The organism is Actinoplanes rectilineatus, assembly GCF_000962825.1.
GTDB lineage: Bacteria > Actinomycetota > Actinomycetes > Mycobacteriales > Micromonosporaceae > Actinoplanes > Actinoplanes rectilineatus.
Genome location: NZ_JZKF01000003.1, coordinates 175,400 through 197,524, shown reverse-complemented (window position 1 = coordinate 197,524; position 22,125 = coordinate 175,400). Strand labels below are relative to the sequence as shown.

Annotated in this window: 24 protein-coding genes and 1 pseudogene; 16 read left to right on the top strand and 9 right to left on the bottom strand. The window is 69.7% G+C overall.

Features of this window, described 5'->3' with window-relative positions; all coding sequences use genetic code 11:
• The first annotated feature begins 226 nt into the window (after window positions 1-226).
• The 7 genes from WH85_RS03395 (at window position 227) to WH85_RS03365 (ending at window position 5,842) form a co-directional block, all read left to right on the top strand.
• Window positions 227-712 (top strand): flagellar protein FlgN, encoded by a 486-nt coding sequence (locus WH85_RS03395; RefSeq protein ID WP_045740231.1) that lies wholly within the window; start codon window positions 227-229, stop codon window positions 710-712.
• Window positions 712-2,136 carry a flagellar hook-associated protein FlgK gene (flgK, locus tag WH85_RS03390; RefSeq protein WP_045740148.1) on the top strand — a complete coding sequence of 475 codons (1,425 nt, stop codon included), beginning with the start codon at window positions 712-714 and terminating at the stop codon, window positions 2,134-2,136. Before WH85_RS03395 ends, flgK begins: the two co-directional genes overlap by 1 nt.
• A 58-nt stretch (window positions 2,137-2,194) precedes the next feature.
• Window positions 2,195-3,103, top strand: a complete 909-nt coding sequence (locus WH85_RS03385; RefSeq protein WP_245673801.1) for a flagellin N-terminal helical domain-containing protein — start codon at window positions 2,195-2,197, stop codon at window positions 3,101-3,103.
• A gap of 41 nt (window positions 3,104-3,144) precedes the next feature.
• Window positions 3,145-3,543, top strand: coding sequence for a flagellar assembly protein FliW (gene fliW / locus WH85_RS03380; RefSeq protein ID WP_045740230.1), 399 nt, complete (start codon window positions 3,145-3,147; stop codon window positions 3,541-3,543).
• 90 nt (window positions 3,544-3,633) lie between these two features.
• Window positions 3,634-3,879 carry a carbon storage regulator CsrA gene (gene csrA, locus WH85_RS53640; RefSeq protein ID WP_045740229.1) on the top strand — a complete coding sequence of 82 codons (246 nt, stop codon included), beginning with the start codon at window positions 3,634-3,636 and terminating at the stop codon, window positions 3,877-3,879.
• 249 nt (window positions 3,880-4,128) lie between these two features.
• Complete coding sequence (locus WH85_RS03370; RefSeq protein ID WP_157410714.1) at window positions 4,129-4,875, top strand: hydrolase; 747 nt, start codon at window positions 4,129-4,131, stop codon at window positions 4,873-4,875.
• 73 nt (window positions 4,876-4,948) lie between these two features.
• Window positions 4,949-5,842 carry an SRPBCC family protein gene (locus WH85_RS03365; RefSeq protein ID WP_045740145.1) on the top strand — a complete coding sequence of 298 codons (894 nt, stop codon included), beginning with the start codon at window positions 4,949-4,951 and terminating at the stop codon, window positions 5,840-5,842.
• A gap of 129 nt (window positions 5,843-5,971) precedes the next feature.
• On the opposite strand, the gene WH85_RS03360 is transcribed toward WH85_RS03365, so the two are convergent.
• Window positions 5,972-7,738, bottom strand: a complete 1,767-nt coding sequence (locus WH85_RS03360) for a sensor histidine kinase (protein ID WP_245673800.1) — start codon at window positions 7,736-7,738, stop codon at window positions 5,972-5,974.
• Between the two features lie 76 nt (window positions 7,739-7,814).
• Window positions 7,815-8,027: a DUF7455 domain-containing protein gene (locus WH85_RS03355; protein ID WP_045740143.1), complete on the bottom strand. Its 213-nt coding sequence runs from the start codon at window positions 8,025-8,027 to the stop codon at window positions 7,815-7,817.
• A gap of 106 nt (window positions 8,028-8,133) precedes the next feature.
• Here WH85_RS03355 and WH85_RS03350 point away from each other — a divergent pair, with 106 nt between their 5' ends.
• Both WH85_RS03350 and WH85_RS03345 read left to right on the top strand, forming a co-directional pair.
• Window positions 8,134-8,334 (top strand): hypothetical protein, encoded by a 201-nt coding sequence (locus tag WH85_RS03350; protein ID WP_045740142.1) that lies wholly within the window; start codon window positions 8,134-8,136, stop codon window positions 8,332-8,334.
• 109 nt (window positions 8,335-8,443) lie between these two features.
• Entirely contained in the window at window positions 8,444-8,842 is a 399-nt protein-coding gene (locus WH85_RS03345; protein WP_045740141.1) for a response regulator, read from the top strand.
• Here WH85_RS03345 and WH85_RS03340 read toward each other — a convergent pair.
• Window positions 8,839-9,606, bottom strand: a complete 768-nt coding sequence (locus WH85_RS03340) for a hypothetical protein (RefSeq protein WP_045740140.1) — start codon at window positions 9,604-9,606, stop codon at window positions 8,839-8,841. The two genes, WH85_RS03345 and WH85_RS03340, sit on opposite strands and share 4 nt — an antisense overlap.
• 2 nt (window positions 9,607-9,608) lie before the next feature.
• Complete coding sequence (locus WH85_RS03335; protein WP_045740139.1) at window positions 9,609-10,364, bottom strand: SDR family oxidoreductase; 756 nt, start codon at window positions 10,362-10,364, stop codon at window positions 9,609-9,611.
• A gap of 138 nt (window positions 10,365-10,502) precedes the next feature.
• Between WH85_RS03335 and mshA the strand changes: the two genes are divergently transcribed.
• A complete protein-coding gene (gene mshA, locus WH85_RS03330; RefSeq protein ID WP_245673799.1) occupies window positions 10,503-11,804 on the top strand; it encodes a D-inositol-3-phosphate glycosyltransferase in 1,302 nt (433 codons plus the stop codon).
• Complete coding sequence (locus WH85_RS03325; protein WP_045740227.1) at window positions 11,798-12,286, top strand: type III secretion system chaperone family protein; 489 nt, start codon at window positions 11,798-11,800, stop codon at window positions 12,284-12,286. Before mshA ends, WH85_RS03325 begins: the two co-directional genes overlap by 7 nt.
• Here the strand turns inward: WH85_RS03325 and WH85_RS03320 are convergent.
• Both WH85_RS03320 and WH85_RS03315 read right to left on the bottom strand, forming a co-directional pair.
• A complete protein-coding gene (locus WH85_RS03320) occupies window positions 12,283-13,461 on the bottom strand; it encodes an Ig-like domain-containing protein (protein ID WP_045740138.1) in 1,179 nt (392 codons plus the stop codon). The two genes, WH85_RS03325 and WH85_RS03320, sit on opposite strands and share 4 nt — an antisense overlap.
• A 707-nt stretch (window positions 13,462-14,168) precedes the next feature.
• Window positions 14,169-15,438 (bottom strand): annotated as a pseudogene (locus WH85_RS03315) (MDR family MFS transporter).
• Window positions 15,439-15,575: 137 nt separating this feature from the next.
• Between WH85_RS03315 and WH85_RS03310 the strand changes: the two are divergent.
• Window positions 15,576-16,322, top strand: coding sequence for a phosphoglyceromutase (locus WH85_RS03310; RefSeq protein ID WP_045740137.1), 747 nt, complete (start codon window positions 15,576-15,578; stop codon window positions 16,320-16,322).
• Between the two features lie 69 nt (window positions 16,323-16,391).
• Here the strand turns inward: WH85_RS03310 and phoU are convergent, their stop codons facing one another.
• Complete coding sequence (phoU, locus tag WH85_RS03305; RefSeq protein ID WP_045740136.1) at window positions 16,392-17,048, bottom strand: phosphate signaling complex protein PhoU; 657 nt, start codon at window positions 17,046-17,048, stop codon at window positions 16,392-16,394.
• A 199-nt stretch (window positions 17,049-17,247) separates the two neighbouring features.
• Here phoU and WH85_RS03300 point away from each other — a divergent pair, with 199 nt between their 5' ends.
• From WH85_RS03300 to WH85_RS03290, 3 genes are all read left to right on the top strand, one after another.
• Window positions 17,248-18,528: a sensor histidine kinase gene (locus WH85_RS03300; protein WP_045740135.1), complete on the top strand. Its 1,281-nt coding sequence runs from the start codon at window positions 17,248-17,250 to the stop codon at window positions 18,526-18,528.
• 29 nt (window positions 18,529-18,557) lie between these two features.
• Window positions 18,558-19,241: a response regulator transcription factor gene (locus WH85_RS03295; RefSeq protein ID WP_045740134.1), complete on the top strand. Its 684-nt coding sequence runs from the start codon at window positions 18,558-18,560 to the stop codon at window positions 19,239-19,241.
• A 125-nt stretch (window positions 19,242-19,366) separates the two neighbouring features.
• Window positions 19,367-19,735 (top strand): hypothetical protein, encoded by a 369-nt coding sequence (locus WH85_RS03290; protein WP_157410713.1) that lies wholly within the window; start codon window positions 19,367-19,369, stop codon window positions 19,733-19,735.
• Here the strand turns inward: WH85_RS03290 and WH85_RS03285 are convergent.
• A complete protein-coding gene (locus tag WH85_RS03285; protein ID WP_045740132.1) occupies window positions 19,722-20,540 on the bottom strand; it encodes a DUF3109 family protein in 819 nt (272 codons plus the stop codon). The two genes, WH85_RS03290 and WH85_RS03285, sit on opposite strands and share 14 nt — an antisense overlap.
• Before the next feature lie 85 nt (window positions 20,541-20,625).
• Between WH85_RS03285 and WH85_RS03280 the strand changes: the two genes are divergently transcribed.
• On the top strand, window positions 20,626-21,438 hold the full coding sequence (locus tag WH85_RS03280) for a sugar phosphate isomerase/epimerase family protein (protein WP_045740131.1): 813 nt from the start codon (window positions 20,626-20,628) through the stop codon (window positions 21,436-21,438).
• Window positions 21,439-21,492: 54 nt separating this feature from the next.
• Here WH85_RS03280 and WH85_RS03275 read toward each other — a convergent pair whose 3' ends face one another.
• Window positions 21,493-22,032, bottom strand: a complete 540-nt coding sequence (locus WH85_RS03275) for a CGNR zinc finger domain-containing protein (protein WP_045740130.1) — start codon at window positions 22,030-22,032, stop codon at window positions 21,493-21,495.
• Window positions 22,033-22,125 lie beyond the last annotated feature (93 nt).

The window sequence follows — 22,125 nt, the reverse complement described above, 5'->3', positions numbered from 1 at the left end:
GGGGTCGAGCCGGCCCGTCCGTGAGCCGATTTGCTACGCCCTGTTCTTCGGCTCGCCGCCCCCGACCTTTGAGACTTCTCCCGAAATTTCATGACGTTTCTTGGTCTGCCCAGCTGCGGCTCTCCACCGGGGTAAAGCACTCAGTGCCGCAGCGGACGTGCCGACCTGTCCGGATGAGCGGGTCCGCCGAACCGGGGACCCGAACACCGAGACGACGGAGGACCAGGTGAGCCTGACCGACCTGGCCAGTGTCCTGTGGCGTTCACGTGAACTGCTGGAGATGCTGCTGTTCAAGCTGGAGGAGGAGCAGCTGCTCCTTGCGGCGAACCGGTCACGGTGGCTCAGCCACGCCACTCGCGAAGTCGAGGTGGTTCTCGACCAGATCCGCCAGACGGAGGTCATCCGGGCCGCTTACGCTCAGGAGGTCGCCACGGAGCTCGGTCTGGGTCCCGACACCCCGCTCGGAGAGCTGGCCGACGCCGCGCCGGAACCCTGGTCGGAACTCCTTCACCAGCACCGCAAGGCGTTCCTTCTCCTGACTTCGGAGATCCGGACCCTGGCCGACGCCAACCGTGACCTCCTCACGGCCGGGCAGCGGGCAGCGCGCGAGACGCTGGTCGCCTTCGCCGATTCCGTGGAAACGTACGGGCCACAGGGCCAGACCGTCACCGGCGGCGTGCGCCGCCCCAGCCTGGTGGATGAGGCGATCTGATGGGCAGCACTTTTGGCGGACTCAACACGGCGCTGACGTCGCTGTACGCGCAACGCCGCGGACTCGACGTCACCGGCCAGAACATCGCCAACGCGAACTCCGAGGGATACACCCGGCAACGAGTCATCCTGCACGCGCAGAACCACTCCATGGTCCCGGGCGTCTACGTGACCCAGGACGACCTGGCCGGTGGCGTGAAGGTCTCCTCGGTGGAACGCATGCGTAATGCCGCGCTGGACCAGCGCAGCTACACCGAGCACGCGAACTCCGCGTACCACAACCAGCGGACGTCGGCGTACAACCTGATCGAGGACGTCTTCGGGGAGCCGAGCGACACCGCGCTGCAGGCCCGTCTCCAGGACATGTGGGACGGCTGGAACGCGGTGTCCGCCAACCCGGACAAGGCGGCGCCGAAGTCCGCCATGATCGAGCAGGCCACCACCGTGGCGAGCACGCTCAACGACGCCTACGCCTCGCTGAACAGCCAGTTCGCGTCGACGCGGTCCGGTCTGGACACGTACGTCAACGAGGTCAACAAGTCGGCGGCGTCGATCGCCGCCCTGAACAAGCAGATCGTCAACGCCACCAACGCGGGCCTGTCGCCGAACGAGCTGAAGGATCAGCGCGGCACCGAGATGACCCGGCTGGCCGAGCTGATCGGCGCGACCGCGACCGAGATGCCGAACGGCTCCCTCAACGTGTACGTCGGCAGCTCACCGATGGTCAGCGGCTTCCACCAGCGCCTGATCGAGATCGAGGCGGGCAGCGCGACGCGGCTGGAGGACCTGAAGACGGTCCAGGTCGCCCCGCGCTGGACCGACACCAAGACGGCGGTCGGCACCGGGGGCCAGATGGGTGCCGAGATGGAGCTGCTGGCCTCCGGCGGCATCGTGCAGAGCATGTCCGACCGCCTGGACAAGGTCGCCACCAAGCTCGCCGACACGGTGAACACCCTGCACCGCGCCGGGTACAGCATCGACGGCACCACCGGCCTGGACTTCTTCGTGGCCGGCAACGCCGATCCGCTCTCGGCGGCCAACATCAAGGTGGGGGTCACCGATCCGGACAAGGTGGCGGTCTCCTCCGGTGATCCGACCGGAACCGTGAAGATCCTCAACGGCATCGTCGCGGACGACCTGTCCGAGCTGTCCACGTCCCGGGTCGGCGCCGACGCGGAGTACCAGTCGCTGATCGGGGACCTGGGCGTGGCCGCGCAGTCCTCGGCCCAGCGGCGCGACATCCAGAACGCGGTGACCGAACAGGTCGACGCGGCCCGCGATGCCGAGTCCGGGGTGAACCTCGACGAAGAGATGACCAACATGCTGATGTACCAGCGTGGATACGAAGCCGCGGCTCGAGTGCTCACCACCATCGACTCGATGCTCGACCAATTGATCAACCGCACCGGACTGGTCGGTAGGTAGGAGAACACCATTCATGACTAGCCCGCGAGTCACCGAGAGCAGCATTCGAAGCCACGCCATGGCGGGGTTGCAGCGCAGCCTCACCCGTACCCAGATCGCGCAGGACCAGATCTCCAGCGGCAAGCTGCTGCACCGCCCGTCGGATTCGCCGACCGGGACGGTGACGGCGCTGCAGCTGCGCAGCGAGGTGCGCGCCAATCGCAAGTACTCGGCCAACGCCGACGACGCGATGGGCCGGCTCGGCACGGTGCAGGACACCCTGCAGAGCTCGGTCGAGCTGATCAACAAAGTGCGTGACCTGACGGTGGCGGCGGCGTCGGCCGGCGGCAGCAATCCGGAGGCGGACAAGGCCCGGGCCGCCGAGATCAAACAGATCAAGGGCACCCTGATCCAGCACGCCAACACCCAGTACCTGAACCGCCCGGTCTTCGGTGGGCACACACCGGACGCCGTCGCCTATTCGGCGACGGGGGAGTACATCGGTGAGGCGGCGGGTGAGGTGACCCGGTCGATCGGGCCGAACGCCAAGGTGCGGGTGGACACCCGTGGCCCCGAGGTCTACGGCACCGACTACGTGCTGGACGCGAACGGCGACCCGGTGCTGGACGCGAACGGCGATCCGACCGTGAACCCGACCCAACTCTTCCACGTCCTGGACGACCTGCAGGCTGCCATGATCAGCGGAGACATCGACGGCGTGACGACTGGACTACAAAGCCTGGATAAGGCTGCAGAAACCCTGAAATCCACTCTTTCAGACGCAGGTGCCCGATATAATCGGGTTACCCAGATGAAGCAGTCCGCAGAGGATCGCTTGTCATCCGTGTCGTCGCAGCTGTCCGATGTCGAGGACGTCGACCTGCCGAAGGCGATCATGGAATTGCAGTTCGCGCAGACCTCGTATCAGGCCGCCCTGGCCGCCACGGCCAAGGTGATCCAGCCGTCGCTCATCGATTTTCTGAGGTGACCATGAGTATTCGCACCGCATCCCGACCGATTGAGGCCACCATGACCGATCCGGCGCTGGGACTGCCGACCATCACGATGGCGGTGCCCATGCCCGGATTCCCGGGGCACCGTGACTTCGTCCTGGTGCGACTCAACGAGGACGGTCTTCTCTACGCCTTCACGTCCCTGGACAACCCCGAGCTCCGTTTCCTGGTCGCCCCTCCGGAGCCGTTCTTCCCGGAGTACGCGCCGGAGATCGACGAGAAGGTCCTGGCGGCGCTGAACACCCACGACCCGGACCGGCTGCTGCTGCTCACCATCATCACGGCCGGCCAGGACGAGACGACCGCCAACCTGCTCGCCCCGATCCTGGTGGACCGCGACTCCATGCGGGCCATGCAGGTCGTCCTCAGTGGATCGGGCTTCCCGGTCCGAGCGATCATGAACCGGAATTTCTGACCCGTTCGGCACAGGCCCAGGCGCGGTCGCGGTTCCGCCGCGGCCGCGCCTGGGCCTGTGCCGTCCGTTCCCTGGATGGAGGAGGCGCCGATGCTGGTGCTGACCCGGCGGGCCGGGGAGAGCGTGATGATCGGCGACGAGGTCGTGATCACGGTCCTCGAAGCTCGCGGCGACGTCATCAGGCTGGGGATCGAGGCGCCCCGCGACGTGCAGGTGCACCGCGAGGAGGTCTATCGCGAGCTGCGCGAGGCCAACCGTGCGGCCGCCTCGCCACCGCAGGAGGCGGTTCATGCGCTGACCGAGATGCTCGAGGGCAAGGCCGAGACGCGCGAGTGAACGACGACGCCCGCCGCCCATCGCGGCGGGCGTCGCGCGGTATGTGGGGGATGTGCTCGTGACCAGGGAAGACGTCATCCGGTCCCGGCGACGGGGGCCGGTGCTCGGTGAGTGCGGATCGGTGGCGGGGTCCGGCCGGCGGGGTGCACCCCACCTGCACCGGTCGTCGACCCCGTGGACAACGCCGGTTCCGCAGTCTCATAGGCGGACGGGAGAAACCCGTTCCACAGGGTTGGGGGAGTCAGTGTGGTGACGGATCGCGAGTCAGGTGCCGACGCTGGTGCGCTCGGGACCGCCGGCGGGTTCGATCTGACGGTCGACGGCCACGTGCACACCGGCTTCTCGGCCGGCCGTGACGCGGTCGGCGTGGTGGTCTCGGCCGCCGACCGGGCCGGTCTCACCGCACTGACCTTCGCGGATCAGGCCGGGCCGGACGTGACGTGGATGAACACGTACGCCGACTCGGTACGCCGGGCCCGGCACCGTACCGAGATGATCCTGAAGCTGGCCGTCGAGGTCGAGGTGGTCCGGGTGGACGGCTGGTTGTCGCTGCCCACCGACCTCACCCAGCTGGACGCGATCTCGGTGGCGGTCTCCGGTCTCCCCCTCGGTGACGTGGTGCTCGATCCGCGGGAGGTGCGGGCCCGGCTGGACGCCGGCTCGCTGAGCGTGGCGCAGACCGTCGAGTTGCTGGTGCAGACCACGGTGAAGGGCATGGAGCGGGCCTCGCGCTACGTCCCGTGTCAGCTCGCCCGCCCGCTGGCCCTGCTGGCCCAGGCCGGCGTGGACGACACCGCGGTCACCCCGGCCCTCGTCGGCGAGCTGGCCGCCGCGTGCCGGACGACCGGGACGATCGTGGAGGTCAGCGAGGCGTGGCGCAGCCCGTCCCCGCGGGTGGTGGAGATGCTCCGGGAGGCGGGTGTGACCCTGGTGGCCGCGAGTGACGCCCGGTACGCCGCCGAGGTGGGCCACTGGCAGTACCTGCGTCGCGTCTGAGCGAAACCGAACACGATAAGCACTCGTCTCCGTACTCTCTGTGATGCCAGCACTTCAGCATGGGAGAGTTGCGATGAGTATGGTTCAGCAGGCTATCGAGGTCAGTGCACCGGTTCACACCGTGTACGAGCAGCTCGCATCCTTCGAGAACTACCCGCGGTTCATGACCGGGGTTCGTCAGGTGACCGCCACCGGCACCGACCAGACCCACTGGATCATGGACGTGGACGGGAAGCGCCGCGAGTTCGACGCGCAGATCATCGAGCGGTCGCCGGACGAGCGGGTCTCCTGGTCGACCATGGAGGGCCCGCTGCTCGCGGAGACCATCACGCTGCGGCCGATGGGCGAGACCAAGACCCAGATCGTGGCGCAGCTGGAAGCCGACATCGCCTTCCTGATGCCGAGCGACCGGCATGGGCAGGAGTCGCTGGACCGCCGGCTGAAGGCCGATCTGACCACCTTCAAGGGGCTGGTGGAGAGCGGCGTGCTGGGCGGGCGCGCGATGCCCACCGGCGGCGCCAGCTCCAAGCAGATGTCCGGCCGTTCGATCCTCTCCGGCTCGGCGCCCAGTCCGGCCGCGGTGGCCGCCCGGATCCGCAACCGCAACGCCGCCACCGCGCCTTCTCTCGGTGGGCCGGCCGGGACCACCCGGCCCACGCTCCCCCCGGAACCGAGCCCCAGCCCCGGCGCGGGCTGGGGTACCGGAGCGGGCAACCTGAGCAACGCGGACCCGTCGGGTGCCGGGATCGCCGACAACCCGCTGCGCGACATCCCGACCGCCGCCGACATCGGTACCCCGTCCGCGATCGGTGCCGCCCAGGCCGCCGAGCGCCGTCCCGCCGCCCGCCGGATCTCCACCCCGGCCCGCTCGGCCGGGGTCTCCGGTTCGGCCCGGATGGGCGGGCGCAACCAGGGTTCCGACTCCTGGGGCGACGGCATGATCAACGAAGAGGAGCGCGGCAGCTGACCGCTCTCCTCAACCGTGGTGATCTCCGGCGCCCGCAGCGCCCGAAGTCACCACACCTTCTCGAGTGTGGTGACTTCGGGCGTCTACGGCGCCCGAAGTCACCACACCTTTGTGGGTGGACGCCGCAAATCAAGCCGGAGCGGACTCCAGATCGACTATCAGGCGGGCACCCTGCGGGGTGACCGCCTCGTACCGCACCGATCCGCCGTTCGCCTCCACCAGGTGCCGGACGATGAACAGGCCCAGTCCGGCGCCCTTGATGAACCGGCCGAACAGTCGCGGCAGCACCTCGTCCGGGATGCCCGTTCCGCTGTCCTCGACCACCAGGCGCACCGTCGTGGCGTCCTCGCGCCAGGCGCGTACCCGCACCGGCGGCGACCCGTGGGTCAGCGCGTTCTTCAGCAGGTTCTCCACCACGACGGCGACGTGTCCCCGGTCGGCCAGGGCGGTCAGCTCCGCGTCGACGGCGATGTCCACGTCGGCGCCGCCCCCGGCCGCCTCGGCCACCTCGCGCAGCGGCACCGGCACCCGCCGGGCGGTGACCTTGCCGGTGTCCAGCCGGAACAGCAGCTGCAGATCGTTCATCATCTTGATCAGCCGGCGGGTGTTCTTGTCGATCTTGGTGGCCAGTTCCAGCCGGATGTCGTCCGGCAGGTCCGCCCAGTCGTCGCAGAGCAGCTCGGCGAGACTGGCGATCGAGCTGATCGGCTGGGCCACGTCGTGGGTCAGCATCGAGGTCAGGTCGTTCTTGAAGGCGAGCGCCGCCGCCAGCTGGGCGTTACCGCGTTCCAGGTCGGCGGCGTGCTCGCTGAGCGCCTCCTCGGCGCGTTTGCGTTCGGCGATGTCGATGCAGGTCGCGACGTACCCGCGGGTGCTGCCGGCGGCGTCCGGGATGGCCGCCATGGTGGCCAGGACCGGCACGCGGGTGCCGTCGGCCCGCGGCAGGGTCCAGTCCAGGCCGGTGCCGGGCGGCGGGAGCGGCGGCGGTTCGGGCTCGTTGTCCGGGTTGCCGGTCAGCTCACGCCAGCGCCGGTTGACGTCGATGACCCGGTAGTTGACGTCGAGCACCATCACGGCCTCGTTCATCGACTGCAGCAGGGTCTGGGCGAACTCCTCGCGATCGCGCAGCTCGGCGAGCAGGTTGCGCTGCCGCTGGCCGGCCTTGTCCAGGGTGCGGACCCCGAAGGCGAGCAGGGCGAGCAGGGCGAGGACGGCCAGGATGATCCCGGTGCTGACCGCCGCGGCGGCCGGGCTCACGCCGGTACGCCGCGCGAGCACGCTGGTCAGCGCGGCGACCAGGGAGGTGGCGACCAGGACGGGCGCCAGGCGGCGCAGCGAGAGCCGCGGGCCGGACGAGCCGAGGGTCCGCAGCGGCCCGCTCTCCGGCCGGGCCAGGATCGCGCCGGCGACCAGGGCGAGCACGGCGAAGGCCTGATGTCGTGGCATCACGCTGTCCGTGCCGGCCGCGTCGAACAGCCGGGGGACCAGGGCCACCAGCGTGATGATCGCGGCGCCGAGGAGCAACGGGTCGGCGACGCGGAAGGCGCCCGCGCCGTCCCGCGGTGGCAGCCGCAGGTCCAGGGCGGCCAGCGCGAGTCCGGTGAGCGCCACGGCGACCGCGGCGGCCGGGCTGTCGCCCAGGCCGGCGGTGCCGAGGACGGCGGCACCCAGGGCGAGGAGGGCGGCCGCACCGGAGCGGATCCGGCCGGCCGGCCCGGCGGCGATCGGTGCCGCGTGCAACAGCAGGGCGATTCCGGCCGGGAGGAGGGCGACCGCCGGGGCGGGAGACAGCCCGTCCGGCGGTACACCGTCGTCAAGCGTGCGCGTGTTCACGGCGCCGAGAACGGCGACCGTGATCCCGGCACACCCGGCGATCAGCCGGGACAGCCTGCCCACGCCATGCGCAGCGATATGCACATATACCCCCAAGACGTGAGGGAAAGAGCATAACGCGCGCCACCCGGGCGGGCGGTTACTTGCTCGGCCAGCTGAATCCGTCCTCGATCCGGATCCGGCTGGCCACCCGGGCGATGTCGGCGCGGTGCCGGTTGGCGTGGTGCCCACAGAAGGCCAGGTCCCCGCCGGTGTTCAGGACGACCTCCAGCTTGGCGGCCGCACCACAACGGTCACAACGCTCGGTCAGCTCCTCGACAGTGTCGATCTCGGCCGACAGCAGTGTGGTCATATCGCTCTCCTTGCTCGGTGGCGGTGCAGCGGTCCTGACAGGGGGTAGTTCGGCCCCGCGCCGGGTGGATTTAGTGGTTCACCCTGTGATCAGTTTGATCAGAACCGTGGTCCGGAAAACCTGCAACGGACGAGCAACCGTCGCGAACCCGGGACGGTTCTCGTCCATCTCCACCGTTGTCCTCAACGACCAGGCGGAGCCGGTCGCGGCCGCTTCCCGGGACCTCCTTCGGGTGTACGCCGCGAACGTCACCGGCAACCCCGCCGCCACCTGCTGCTTCTGCGGACGGTCGATCGCCGGGACATGACCGCTGAACCGGCCGAGCGTTACCGGGCGTGCCTCTTCGCACCGGAAAGTGCCGTACGGGAGGGCCGCCGACGATAGCGTGAGAACGACCCCAGCCCGAGGAGGAGCGCATGTCCGAGGAGCCGGTCGCCGAGAAACCGACCGTCCTGGTCGTGGACGACGAAGAGGACCTGCGCGACATCATGCGCCGGCAACTGGAGCGCCGCGGATTCGCGACGCTCACCGCCGGCGACTCCCAGGAGACCCTGGCCCTGTGCCGCGACCACGTCGGCACGATCGACGTGATGGTCGTCGACCTGACGTTGCCGGACGCGAACGGCGGCGACCTCGCCGCCGACGCGGTCGCCGTACGCCCCGACCTCGGCGTGGTCTTCATCTCCGGCCTGCCCAAGGACATCGCCGTGGACAAGGGCCTGGTCGGCCCGGACGCGCTGCTGGTCAAGAAGCCGTTCACCGCCGACCTGCTGCTGCAGGCGCTGCGCGAGGTGCTGGACCGCAAGAAGGGCTAGGACGTCTGACCCTCGGCCGGCCAGGGGACGGTCAGTTCGCCGAGCCGCCAGCGGGCCGGGCCGTCGAGCACCGGCCACCCCTCGGCGCGCATCCGCCGGACCGTCGCCTGCCAGCGCTGCCGCGGACCGAACGGGGTCGCCTCGGTCTCCCACGCCCGGCCCAGCGAGCGCAGCAGCTCGTACACCGGGTGGCCTGGCACGTTGTGGTGGATCAGGGCCTTCGGCAGGCGTTCGGCGAACACCGCGGGATGCTCCAGCACCGGAAGCCGGGCGGACAGCGTCAACGTCAGCGGCGTGCCCCGCTCGACGACCGCCCAGGTGGCGATCCGGCCCAGTTCGTCGCAGGTCCCCTCGACCAGCAACGCCCCGGTGGCGGTCATGCTGCGCCACGCCTCGAGCACACCCTCCTCGGGGTACTGCCGGAGCACGTTGAACGCGCGGACCACCACCGGCGACAGCCCGGCCAGTTCGAAACCGCCGCGCCGGAACTGCAGCCGCGGCGCCGCGGCCCACGGTTGTGCGGCGGTCACGCGTACCGGATCGATCTCCAGACCGATCACCGTGAGGTCCGCACGGACCGTGTCCGCAAGCCTGGCCCGGAGTTCCACCGCCGTCACCGGCGAGGCACCGTAACCGAGATCCACCACCAGGGGCACGCTTGCTGCCCTCAGCAGATCCCCGCAGCGGTACGCGACGAAGTTGTCGACACGGCGCAGCCGGTTGGGATTGGTCGTCCCCCGGGTGATCGCGCCGACCGGTTTCACCGTCAGAGTTCCCGGTGCACCTTGTGCTGGGCGGCCTGGGCGATCGGGCGCACCACCATCCGGTCGATGTTGACGTGTTGCGGCCGGGTGGCGGTCCACACGATGCAGTCGGCGACGTCGTCGGCGACCAGCGGCTCCTTGACCCCGGCGTAGACCGCGTCGGCCTTGTCCCGGTCGCCGCTGAAGCGGTTGACGGCGAACTCGTCGGTGCGCACCATGCCCGGCTGGATCTCGATCACCCGGATCGGCCTGCCGGACAGTTCCAGGCGCAGCGTCCCGACCATGGCGGTCAGCGCGTGTTTGGCCGCGGTGTACCCGCCGCCGCCCTCGTAGGTGATGAAACCCGCGGTCGAGCCGACCGTCACGATCGTGCCGGCGCCGCTCGCCTCGAGTGCCGGGACCAGCGCCTTGGTGACGCGCAGGGTGCCCAGGACGTTGACGTCGTACATCCACTGCCAGTCGTCGACCGAGCCCTCGGCCACCGGGTCCACGCCCCGGGCACCGCCGGCGTTGTTGACCAGCACGGTGAGCGGACCGTCGAGTCCCGCCACCGTCGCGGCCAGCGCGGCCACCGACTCGTCCGAGGTGACGTCGCACGCGACGGCGGTGGCGTCCGGCCCGATCTCCTCGACCAGCGCGTCCAGCCGGTCGGCGCGCCGGGCCGCGACCACGACGTGGAAACCCTCGGCGGACAGGCGGCGTGCGGTGGCGGCACCGATACCGCTCGATGCCCCGGTCACCACTGCGATGTTCTTCATGACCCGATCTTCCCTCATGACCTGGATCACCCTCGGTCGGCTGCGTAGTGGTTCCGGGGCCGCCGATGGGGAAGATGAACGTTGGAGCAACAAGTTTTCACACGCGACTCTTCTCATGCGACGCGGAGGTGGTCCCTGGTGGCCGAACCACGGGCCGGTGGCCGATGGCCCACTCCGCGGCGGATCGCCACGCTGTCGGTGCACACGTCGCCGCTGGAACAGCCGGGCACCGGTGACGCCGGCGGCATGAACGTCTACATCGTCGAGGTCGCCAAGCGTCTCGCCGAACGCGGGGTCGAGGTGGAGATCTTCACCCGGGCCACCGCGAGCGGCCTGCCCCCGGTGGTCGAGATGTCCCCCGGTGTGTATGTGCGGCATGTCACCTCCGGGCCGTTCGAGGGTCTGGCCAAGGAGGAGTTGCCCGCCCAGCTCTGCGGGTTCGCGGCCGGCGTGCTGCGGGCCGAGGCGGCGCACCCGCCGGGCCACTACGACCTGATCCACTCGCACTACTGGCTCTCCGGCCAGGTCGGCTGGCTGGCCCGGGAACGCTGGGGCGTGCCGCACGTGCACACCGCGCACACCCTGGCCAAGGTGAAGAACCGGTTCATCGCCGCCGGTGACCGTCCGGAACCCAAGGCCCGGGTGATCGGTGAGGAACAGGTGATCGCCGAGTCGGACCGTCTGGTGGCGAACACCCGGTTCGAGGCACAGGACCTGATCACCTACTACGGCGCCGACCCGGACCGGGTCAGCGTGGTGCAGCCCGGCGTCGACCTGGAACGGTTCCGGCCCGGCCCCGCGGACCGGGCCCGGTTCGGTCTGCCCGCCGACGGCACGGTGATCGCCTTCGTCGGCCGGATCCAGCCGCTCAAGGCGCCCGACGTGCTGATCGCCGCCCTCGCCGAGATGAAGGCGGCCGGCGACGAGGACGTGACCCTGGTGATCTGCGGCGGTCCCAGCGGCAGCGGCCTGGACCGGCCGTCCGCACTGATCGAACTGGCCGGCACACTCGGGGTCGCCGACTCGGTGGTGTTCCTGCCCCCGCAGACCGGCGCCGGGCTGGCCGCCCTCTACCGGACCGCCGACCTGGTCGCGGTGCCGTCCTACAACGAGTCGTTCGGGCTGGTGGCGCTGGAGGCGCAGGCCTGCGGCACGCCGGTGGTGGCGGCCGCCGTCGGCGGTCTGGTCACCGCGGTCCGCGACGGGATCAGCGGTGTCCTGGTCGACGGGCACGAACCGGCCGCGTGGGCGCGGGTGCTGTCCGAGTTGCTCGCCGCACCAGGCCGCCGGCGCCGGCTGTCGGCCGGAGCGGCCGCCCACGCGAGCAGGTTCTCCTGGGACCGGACCGCCGATGACCTCCTGCGGGTCTACCGTGACGCGGTGACCGAGCACCGGGCGCTGATCGCGGCGCGAGTGGAGAGGGCGGCGTGCGGATGGTGACCGACCTGATCGAGAGCGTCCTGACCGAGCGGGAACTCGAGTGGGAGTCCACCGGGGACGGTGCGTACGTGGTGTCGCTCCCCGGCACCCACAAACTGAAGACGGCCTGCAACCTGATCGTCGGCCGGCATGCGCTGCGGATCGAGGCGTTCGTGATGCGCCGGCCGGACGAGCGGCACGAGGAGCTGTGGGCCTGGCTGCTGCGCCGCAACGCCCGGATGTACGGCGTCGCGTTCTCCATCGATGCGGCCGGTGACGTCTACCTGACCGGCCGGGTCTCGCTGAAGGGCCTGGACGCCGACGAACTGGACCGTCTGCTCGGGTCGGTCCTGACGTACGCGGACGAGTCGTTCGACCCGATGCTGGAGATCGGTTTCGGTTCGTCGATCCGCCGCGAATGGGACTGGCGCCTCAAACGCGGCGAATCGACGGCCAACCTGCAGGCCTTCAAGCACCTGATGGCGGATCCGGACAAGCCCTAACGCTTGTACGTCCGGGTGGCCGTGTACTTCACGTTGCCCGCCTTGTCGTATGCCCGGAGCCGCACGGTGAACTTCTTGCCGTACTTCTTCGGGTTCACCGTGAACGCGTAACCGGCCTTGCTGTCGGTCTTGACCACCTTGCCGTTGACCAGCAGCTGAACCTTGGCGATGCCGTAGGTGTCGGTCGCCTTGGCGGTGACCGTGAATGCCTTCTTGACCGTCGCCTTGTTCTTCGGCGCCTTGCTGATCGACACCGTGGGCGCCTTGTTGTCCACGGTCAGCGACCGCTTCAGCACCGTCACGTTGCCGGCCGCGTCGGTGGCCCGCCAACCGAGCGTGTACTTGCCGTTCGGCAGGTCCCGGCTGTCGACGGTGACCGTCCGTGCGGTGCCCTGGCCGTATCCCCAGCTCTGTTTCGCGCTGTCCAGGGTGGCCGTGTAGTTGCTCAGCGGGCTTGCGTCCCGATATCCGCTGAGGGTGACCGTGAACGTGCCACGGACCGCAGCACCGGCGCTGGTCCCTCCGGTGATCACCGGCTTGTCGTTGTCGACGGTGACCGTGCGGTTCAGGGTCGTCACGTTGCCGGTGGTGTCCCGGACCCGGACCGTCATCGGTGTGCGCCCGTTGGCGACCTTCGCTTTCCAGCGCAGGTCGAGGGTGCCCTCGGTGGGCGAGTCCCGGCTGTCGACGACTTTGCCGCCGACGATCAGCTCGGAGCCGCCGAACGAGTTGAGATTGTCGGTGGCGTCGACGGTGAGGGTGCCGCCCTGCCCGATGTATCCGTCCCGCACCGGGAAACGGACGGTCAGGCCGGTCGGTGCCTTGTTGTCCACGACGATGGTGCGTGAGGTCGTGGTGGAACCGCCGGCGCCGGTGGCGATCGTGGTCAGCGTGGTGACGCCGTCGTAGCCGGTGGTGTCCCAGTCGACGGCCCACGGCGCCTCGGTGTCGGTCCCGACGTCGGTCCCGTTCGCCTGGAGCCGGATGCTGCCGACGTCGGAGAGGTCGGCGCCGGAGGAACCCTCGAAGGTCACCCGGGTGATGCCGTGGACATAGAAGTTCTCGGTGAACGCGTGCACCCTCGGCACCGCGGCGTGCGCGGGCGAGGTGGTGAGAAGAGTGGCGGCCAGGGTGGCCGCGGTGACGAATCCGGTCGTCCGGAGTGCGAGAGCCAAGACATCCCCCAATATCACTGCGACCGCAGCCTATAGCAGACGTTCTGAGGCTCCGATGTGGATCATCGTGAACCGGTGCGGGCCGGGGTGTGAACACGAGGTGAAGTGGCCTGTTGCGCAAGCCGTCTAGTCTACTGAGGACGGTCCGAGGTTTGGTTTCCCGGAGATCGGGCATCCCTCGCTATTCCCGTCGATCGGTAAGTGTGGTTATTTGCTCCATCCGGGGAGCCCGGACGAGTGATTGGCGCATCCTCCGATCGGTTGGATGTTGGGGAATGTGACGGTTGAGACAGATGTCGACACGAAATCGGGTTGTGAGGCTTGACGGCCCCAACTAGCGTGGTCGATGGACGCCGAACCGTCAGTTCGGGGAACGGGTGGATCAGCAATGGTCGCCGCGGATCGGCGTTTGGGGACGGGTGGCATGAGCCGTTGGGGGACGGCGCGACCCGAGACCGGCGGTTAGTGCGGGCGGCGCCTATGGGGATGGGTGCCGCCCGCCGCCGCCGGCGCTTTCATTTCTGAACCATCTTCACGCGTGAGTCGATCGAATGGCTCACGCGTTTTCTGTTGTTGGTCTTCGTGGGTTCTGCCCGTTTGTGTGTGTCCGCCGTCAGTTCGCGCGAGACGAAAGGACGGTTTGCGAGGTCCGAGGCGCGTTTTGGCATAACGTCCGATCTGTTCCGTTGCCGGGGTCGCGGGGTCGATCAAGAACTCTTTCTCTCGGCCGCGACACCGGCCTCCGCGAGGTCGTCGGCCGCGCGGAGCATCGCCGCGTTCCGCTGTTCGGACCGGCGGGCACGGGCCGGGCCGGCCAGCAGATGACCCACGGCGGCCAGGGCGCACAACGCGAACGAGCCCACCCACAGCACCACGTCGCCGCCGTGTTGCAGGATCGCCCCGCCCAGCACCGGGGCCAGGGCACTGCCCAGCTGCCAGGCCAGCGAGTTCAGCCCCTGGTAACGCCCCCGGAGCGCCGGCGGGGACAGCATCGCGACGGTGGTGGCGTTGCTCGGGGACTGCAGCATCTCGCCCAGGGTCCAGACGACCACGGTCAGGCCGTACACGATGGGGGTCTCGGCGAGGGCGACCAGCCCGAAGCCGGCGCCGATGAGCAGGGTGGCCACCGCCAGCACCCGGGAGCTGTCGCGGCCCTGGATCAGCCGCGGCACGAACAACTGGCCCGCCACGATCAGGACGCCGTTGACCGCGATCACCGTGCCGTAGGTGGAGGCGGTCAGGCCGTCGGCGAGCATGCTCAGCGGCAGCATGGACAGGTGTTGCATGACGACCAGCACCGACATGAAGGTCAGCACCAGGTAGACCAGGAAGACCCGGTCCTTGAGCGCGGCGCCGAGGCCACCGTGCGGCACCGCGGGACCGGCCGTGCGGGACCGGACCGGTTGCGTCTCGGCCAGGAACATCGCCGTGATGATCGCGGTGACCGCCGTGGTGGTCGCGTCGACGACGAACAGCAACGTGTAGTCGAGGGTGGCGGCGAACCCGGCGATCACCGCGGCCAGTGCGAACCCCAGGTTGATCGCCCAGTAGTTCAGCGAGAACGCCCGGACCCGGTCGTGGTCGGGCACCACGTCGACGAGCATCGCCGAGATCGCCGGGCGGGCCGCCTCGGCCACCAGGCCCAGCAGGAACGTGACGACGGCGATCTGCGCATAGGTGTGCGCGAAACCGAGCGCCAGCATCAGCGCGGACGCGCCGAACTGGGCGGTCAGCATGGTCGGCCGGCGGCCCCAGCGGTCGGCGAGCACCCCGCCGGCCATCGTGCCGAGCGCACCGCCCGCACCGTAGAGGCCCACCACCAGGCCGGCCTGGCTTTGCGTGAAGTGCCGGTCGACGGTGAGGTAGATTCAGGAACAGCACCACGAACGAGCCGAGCCGGTTGATCAGCGTGCCCACCCAGAGGAACCAGAACTGCCGCGGCAGCCCACCGGCCGTCTGCTGTAACCACGCCCGCACGCGAAACCCCCGGTAAGTGATGCTCAGTGCTGATTCCCCTTACAACCTAGGCGGTGGCGCAACCGGGTTTCCATGTGGCGGCGGCCACGTGCCGGGTGGCCCGTACAGCGTGACCGGCCACGAGGGAAGATGTGGTCATGACTGGAACCCTGGTGCTGCTGCGGCACGGCAACAGCGAGTGGAATGCCAAGAACCTCTTCACCGGCTGGGTCGACGTGGACCTCGACGCCAAGGGTGAGGACGAGGCCCGCCGCGGCGGTGAGCTCCTCAAGGAGCAGAACGTGCTCCCCGACGTGGTGCACACCAGCCTGCTCCGCCGCGCGATCCGGACGAGCGAGATCGCCCTGCACATCACCGACCGCCACTGGATCCCGGTGAAGCGCTCCTGGCGCCTCAACGAGCGTCACTACGGCGCCCTGCAGGGCAAGGACAAGAAGCAGACCCTGGAGACGTACGGCGAGGAGCAGTTCATGCTCTGGCGCCGGTCGTACGACGTCCCGCCGCCCCCCATCGAGGACGGCTCCGAGTTCTCCCAGGCCGGCGACGCCCGGTACGCCGGTCTCGCCCCGGAGATCCTGCCGAAGGCGGAGTGCCTGAAGGACGTGCTCGAGCGGGCCCTGCCCTACTGGTACGACGCGATCGTCCCGGACCTGCGGGCCGGCAAGACGGTGCTGGTCGCCGCGCACGGCAACTCGCTGCGCGCGATCGTGAAGCACCTGGACGGGATCTCCGACGACGCGATCGCCAAGCTGAACATCCCGACCGGCATCCCGCTGCGCTACGACCTCGACCTGGACCTGCGCCCGGTCACCAAGGGCGGCACCTACCTCGACCCGAAGGCCGCCGAGGAGGCCGCCGCGGCCGTGGCGAACCAGGGGCGCTGACCTTTCCGCTTCGGCGGGACGACGAGGCCGGGACACCCCCGTGGTGTCCCGGCCCTCGTCGGTTCGGAGTCAGTCCTCCTGCGCGCCCACCTGCTCACCGGTGATCAGGTAGATCAGGTGCTCGCCGATGTTGACGGCGTGGTCGGCGTACCGCTCGTAGAAGCGGCCGAGCAGCGCGCCGTCGATCGCGGTCTCCGCGCCGTACGGCCAGTCGTCCGCCAGCATGATCTTGAAGAGGTCGCGTTCGAGGTCGTCGATCGCGTCGTCGTCGGTCTCCAGGGTGGCGGCGACCGCCACGTCGGGAGCGCCCAGCAGCTCGGTGATCTTCTCGGCCATCCGGTCGGCGACCTCGGCCATCCCCTTGAACGTCGGCCGCAACTCGGCCGGCACCGCGGGCGACGGGTGACGCCGCGACGCCGTCTTCGCCACGTGCTCGGCCAGGTCGCCCATCCGCTCCAGGTCCGCCCCGATGTGCAGAGCGGTGATCACCCGGCGCAGGTCGGAGGCCACCGGCGCCTGGCGCGCGATGGTGTCCGCCACCTTCAGCTCCACCTGGTCGAACAGCTTGTCGACCTCGGAGTCGCGCTCCATCACCGCCTGCGCGGCCTCGAGGTCCGCGGTCAGCAGCGCGGACGTCGCCTTGCGCAACGCGGCACGCACCGCCTCGGACATGGTCACCAGCAGGCGGCTCACCTCGATCAGGTCCGCCTGGTACTCCTCGCGCATGTTTGTGATCCCGGTGTTCGGGGCCGGCCCGATTAGCCGGTGCCGGCCGGTGTGTGCTGCTCACGCTATGGGCGCCCCACGGCGCGAACATGAACAGCGGTGAACGACGCCGGGCGCAGTGGTGAACATTATTCGACGCGCGCCCGATTCGTACCTTTGGCCCTGTAGCTCAGGTAAACAATGACCCTACGATCGCAGCGTGGAGTGGGAATACGCCGTAGGCATGGTCACTGCCGCGCTCGCCATCGGGGCGGGTGCCGGCCTGACCTTTGCGCGGTTCCGCGGTACGGGCGGAACCGCCCGGACCGGGTCGCTGGAGGGGAGAACCGCCATCGAACCGGACGACGATCGCCCGGGAGGCAAGAACAGCCTCAAAGGTCTCGGCCGAAAAAGCCTGGACTCGCTGCGGGTGGGAGTCGTCGTCCTCGACGCCGACGACTACCCCGTACTGGTGAATCCGGCAGCCCGAGCCATGGGCCTGCTCCGGTCCGGCGGGGCGCCGGGCACCATCGCCGCCCATCCCATCCTGCGCACCCTCGCCGGCCAGGTCCGCCGCACCGGCGTCCGCCGCGAGGTCGAACTCGACCTGCCCCGCGGCCGGGCCGGGAACGCGCACGCACCCCTCGGCCTGCACCTGCGGGCCGTCGCGATCAGCGCCACCCACGTGGCCGTCGAAGCCGCCGACGTCACCGAGGCCCACCGCCTCGCCCGCGTCCGCCGCGACTTCGTCGCGAACGTCAGCCACGAACTCAAGACCCCGATCGGGGCGCTCCAACTCCTCGCCGAGGCACTGCTCGACGCCACCCAACTCCCCGACTCGGCCCCCGAGGCCCAGTCCGAGGACCTGATCGCCGCCCGCCGTTTCGCCGAGCGCATCCACCACGAGTCGGCCCGGATGGGACGCCTCGTCACCGAACTGCTCGAACTGAGCCGGCTGCAGGGCGCCGAACCGTTGCCCGACCCCGAACCGGTCTCCCTCGACTGGGTGATCGCCGAAGTCATCGACCGCACCCGGACCACCTCCTCGGCCAAGAGCATCGAGGTCGTCTACGACGGGCCCAAGGGCGCGACCGTCTACGGCAGCGACAGCCAGATCGCGACCGCCGTCACCAACCTCGTCGAGAACGCCATCGCGTACTCCGGCGAGGACACCAAGGTCTCCCTGGCCCTGCGACAGAGCGAGGACTGGATCGAGATCGACGTCGCCGACCAGGGCATCGGCATCGGTCCCCAGGACGTCGAACGCGTCTTCGAACGCTTCTACCGGGCCGACCAGGCCCGCTCCCGTGCCACCGGCGGCACCGGCCTCGGCCTGGCCATCGTCAAACACATCGCCACCAACCACGGCGGCCGCGTCGACGTCACCAGCGAACTCGGCGACGGATCTACGTTCACCCTGCGCCTACCGGCGCGTCCCCCGGAAGCCCCCTCGTCGTCACCGACGACGATTGAGATCGAGTCCGGTGTGGCCGGGCGCTGACCCGGCCACCGACGACGGAAGGAACTTCATTGGCCCGCGTGCTCGTGGTCGAGGACGAGGAGTCGTTCTCCGACGCCCTGTCGTACATGCTGCGTAAAGAAGGATTCGAGGTATCGGTCGCTGCGACCGGCACGTCGGCACTCACGCAGTTCGACCGGACCGGTGCCGACATCGTGCTGCTCGACCTCATGCTGCCGGAGATGTCCGGCACCGAGGTGTGCCGCCAGCTACGGCAGCGCTCCGCCGTTCCGATCATCATGGTCACCGCCCGCGACAGCGAGATCGACAAGGTGGTGGGCCTGGAGATCGGGGCCGACGACTACGTCACCAAGCCGTACTCGCCCCGGGAACTCGTCGCCCGCATCCGTGCCGTCCTGCGCCGCCAGGGCACCGAGGCGGCCGAGGTCACCACACCGACGCTCGCCGCCGGCCCGGTCCGGATGGACGTGGAACGGCACGTCGTGACGGTCGACGGGTCCGGCGTCCAGCTGCCGCTGAAGGAGTTCGAACTGCTCGAACTGCTGCTGCGCAACGCCGGCCGGGTCCTCACCCGCGGCCAGCTGATCGACCGCGTCTGGGGAGCCGACTACGTCGGTGACACGAAGACCCTGGACGTCCACGTGAAGCGCCTGCGCTCCAAGGTCGAGCCCGAACCCTCCGCGCCGCGCTACATCGTCACCGTTCGTGGGCTTGGGTACAAGTTCGAGCCCTGACATTTTATGACATTTACGGTATTGAGCAGGCTCGCACCTCGGTGCGGGCCTGCTGTGTGTCGGCTTCGGAGCGGGCGCTCGGCGGGTCTTTTGTGGACGCCCGCTACGTTTGCCGGGTGTTGTCGATGAGGGTGTCCGCTGCGGGTCTGTTGCTGGTGATGTTCGCCCTGGCCGGGTGCACCGAGGCCATGGAGGAGAAGGCGGCGCCGGTGCCGAGTGGCGACGCCGCCGGGGTGGAGGAGCCGGCGGCCGATCTGTCGACCGCCGCGGTGCCGTCGGCGGAGCTGTGCGCGTTCCTGGAGTCGGAGGTGCTGCCGGTGAGCCGGCAGCCGGGGGCGACGGCGCAGGTGGTGATCGCGATCTCGGCGTTCTACACCGAGCGGGACGCGGTCGTGGACGCCGAGATGCTGGAGGCGCAGAGCCGGCAGGAGTGCCCGGAGGTGCGGTCGGAGATCCTGCGCGCCCTGGACGCCGACTCTTTCACGAACCTCTGAGGGTGCGCCGTGGGGCGCGCCGGGGCTGTTCGGCGGCGGCGGTGGCCGGGTGGATCGCGATCAGGCCGGATTTCAGCCGGGCCGCGCAGAGCCCGGCGAGTCTCGTGTACGCCGCGACGCCCACCAGTTCGGTCAGCTCCGGCGCGTAGGTGATGTACATCGCGTCGGCGCCCACGTGGGCCTCCGGTGACGACGTGCACCACCAGGCGAGGTCGTGGCCGCCCGCTCCCCAGCCGCGCCGGTCGAACTCGGTGAGCGTGGAGAGCAGGATCTTCGTGCCGTCGGGGCGGGTGACCCAGTCCTGTTCGCGGCGGACCGGGAGCTGCCAGCACACGTCGGGTTTGTACTTGAGCGGGTGGACGCCGTCGCGCAGTGCCTGGGCGTGCAGGGCGCAGCCGCCCCCGCCGGGGAAGCCGGCGTCGTTGAGGAAGACGCAGGGCCCGTCCTCGGACCGGGTGGCGGTCCGGCGGGCCGGTTTGGTGCCGTCGACGCTGTCCATCTCGGTGTAGTTCTTGAAGCCGCGGCGGTAGTGCTGCCAGGTCTGCGGGGTGAGCTTGGCGGCGGCGGACCGGACCCGGTTCTCGTCGTCGGAGTCGGTGAAGAAGGCGCCGTGCGAGCAGCAGCCGTCCTGGGCGCGACCGGGGACGATGCCGTGGCAGGCGGAGCCGAAGACGCAGGTCCAGCGGGAGAGCAGCCAGGTCAGGTCGGCGCGGATCAGGTGCTGTTCGTCGTCGGGGTCGAGGAACTCGATCCATTCCCGAGGGAAGTCGAGGGCGACCTCCGGGGTGGGTTGCTTGCCGCTCATCGGCCTGAGCCTACGCGGTCTGGTGGATCATGACCGTTTAGAGCTGATATATCCCAGCGGGAGCGGCGCGGCTACGCTTGGCGGTGTGAGTTCCCGCGTACCCGTGCTTCTCTCCAGCTCTTCGGTCTTCCCGGAGCCGACGGCGGCGGCGTTCGAGATGGCGGCCACGGTCGGCTATGACGGTCTCGAGGTCATGGTGTGGACCGACGCCGTCAGCCAGGACGCCGGGGCCCTGCGAGGGCTGTCCGATCATTACGGTGTGCCGGTGTTGTCGGTGCACGCCCCCTGCCTGCTGGTGACCCAGCGGGTGTGGAGCTCCGATCCGTGGGAGCGGCTCTACAAGGCCGCCCAGCTGGCCGAGACGCTCGGCGCGCCGACGGTGGTGGTGCACCCGCCGTTCAGCTGGCAGCGCGACTACGCCCGCAACTTCGCCGAGGGCCTGGCGAAAGTGCAGGGGCGGCACCCGCACCTGACCTTCGCGGTGGAGAACATGTTCCCGGTGAAGATGGCCGGACGCTGGTTCGTGCCGTACACGCCGGGCTGGGATCCCACGGAGACGGGCTTCGACGCGTACACGCTGGATCTGTCGCACTGCGCGGCGTCGCGCATCGACGCCCTGGAGATGGCCGACCGGATGGGTGCCGGCCTCAAGCACGTGCACCTGGGTGACGGCACCGGCGAGGGCCGGGACGAGCACCTGGTGCCGGGGCGCGGCAACCAGCCGTGTGCCGAGCTGCTGCAGTCGCTGGCGGGCCGGGGCTTCACCGGGTCGGTGGCGCTGGAGGTCGCCACGCGTAAGGCCGCGAGCCGTGAGGTCCGTGAGGCCGATCTGCGTGAGTCGCTGGAGTTCGCCCGTAAACACCTGACCCCGGCGGAGACGGCGATCACCCAGGGCTGAGCCCGTCGCGGCGCGACGGGGCGATGGACGACGCGAGGGCCGGCGCGGCGGCGATCAGGCGGGAGCGAGCGCGGTGGCCGCCCGCTTACGGGCCCGGTGCGCGGCGACGTGCGATCGGGTGGCGCAGCGTTCGCTGCAGAACCGCCGGCAGTTGTTCGACGACGTGTCGAGGTAGACATTGCCGCAGCGTTCGTCGGCGCAGATGCCGAAACGGGCGCTGCCGTACTCGCAGAGCCACACGGACAGTCCCCAGACCGCCCCGGCCAGGAATTCGGCGCTGACCGTCGAGCCGCGGCTGGTGACGTGCATGTGCCAGTCGCCGGCGTCGTGCCCGGAGATGCGCGGCTGGACCGGGTTGGCGTCCAGCAGACCGTTGAGTTCGTGGACCGCCTCGGCGTCCCGGCCGGAGGTGCCGAGCTCGAACACCTCGCGGAGCCGGCGTTGGGCGCGGCGGAAGGCGGCGAGGTCCTTCTCGACGACCTCGTCGCGCATGTAGGCCTGTTCGTCGGAGAACAGGGCACGCAAACCGGCGAGATCGTCCAGGCCGGCGTTGACGAGGTCGACCGCCGTCCGGGCGTACGCATCGAAGTTCACCCGACAACGGTAGCCGCACCCGGCTCGCTGGGACACGTATGTGGTGCCCGGGACGTGCGAATCCTGTGCCGCAGCCGGGTTCGGTGACAGGTC

Bases quoted from the DNA above. Each gene is read 5' to 3' on its own strand.
- WH85_RS03335 (WP_045740139.1), bottom strand. From the start codon at position 10,364: ATGAAGAACATCGCAGTGGTGACCGGGGCATCGAGCGGTATCGGTGCC.
- fliW (WP_045740230.1), top strand. From the start codon at position 3,145: ATGACCGATCCGGCGCTGGGACTGCCGACCATCACGATGGCGGTGCCC.
- WH85_RS03290 (WP_157410713.1), top strand. From the start codon at position 19,367: ATGAGGGTGTCCGCTGCGGGTCTGTTGCTGGTGATGTTCGCCCTGGCC.
- WH85_RS03325 (WP_045740227.1), top strand. From the start codon at position 11,798: ATGGTGACCGACCTGATCGAGAGCGTCCTGACCGAGCGGGAACTCGAG.
- WH85_RS03345 (WP_045740141.1), top strand. From the start codon at position 8,444: ATGTCCGAGGAGCCGGTCGCCGAGAAACCGACCGTCCTGGTCGTGGAC.
- csrA (WP_045740229.1), top strand. From the start codon at position 3,634: ATGCTGGTGCTGACCCGGCGGGCCGGGGAGAGCGTGATGATCGGCGAC.
- WH85_RS03385 (WP_245673801.1), top strand. From the start codon at position 2,195: ATGGCGGGGTTGCAGCGCAGCCTCACCCGTACCCAGATCGCGCAGGAC.
- WH85_RS03285 (WP_045740132.1), bottom strand. From the start codon at position 20,540: ATGAGCGGCAAGCAACCCACCCCGGAGGTCGCCCTCGACTTCCCTCGG.
- WH85_RS03310 (WP_045740137.1), top strand. From the start codon at position 15,576: ATGACTGGAACCCTGGTGCTGCTGCGGCACGGCAACAGCGAGTGGAAT.
- WH85_RS03365 (WP_045740145.1), top strand. From the start codon at position 4,949: ATGAGTATGGTTCAGCAGGCTATCGAGGTCAGTGCACCGGTTCACACC.
- phoU (WP_045740136.1), bottom strand. From the start codon at position 17,048: ATGCGCGAGGAGTACCAGGCGGACCTGATCGAGGTGAGCCGCCTGCTG.
- WH85_RS03355 (WP_045740143.1), bottom strand. From the start codon at position 8,027: ATGACCACACTGCTGTCGGCCGAGATCGACACTGTCGAGGAGCTGACC.
- flgK (WP_045740148.1), top strand. From the start codon at position 712: ATGGGCAGCACTTTTGGCGGACTCAACACGGCGCTGACGTCGCTGTAC.